This window comes from Thermus sp. FJN-A, assembly GCF_054655095.1.
On the sequence record NZ_BAAHSC010000143.1, the window covers coordinates 1 to 262 of the forward strand.

Annotated in this window: 1 protein-coding gene; it reads right to left on the reverse strand. The window is 70.2% G+C overall.

What is annotated here, in order from left to right; translation table 11 throughout:
• The coding region (locus ACYQ0J_RS00735; RefSeq protein ID WP_460170288.1) for a metal-dependent hydrolase at positions 1–262 on the reverse strand (262 nt) is incomplete at both ends.

Sequence of the window (262 nt, forward strand, 5' to 3'; positions counted from 1 at the left end):
CTGGCCCGAGAGGGGCCAGAGGGCGAAGCCGGAGAGGGCGAGGAAGAGGGCCAGGGTGGCCTCCTGGGGGGAGGCGTAGCGGATTCTCCACTCCCGGGAGGGGAAGAAGAAGAACTGCACCCGCCAGGGCCAGAGGAGGGGCACCCCGTTCACATTCATGGTGTCCAGGAGGAGGTGGGAGAGGTAGCCCGTCAGGAAGGCTCCATAGGCCCCCGGGGCCGCCTGGCGGAGGGGAAGGAGGAGGAGGGCGAGGGCCAGGAGG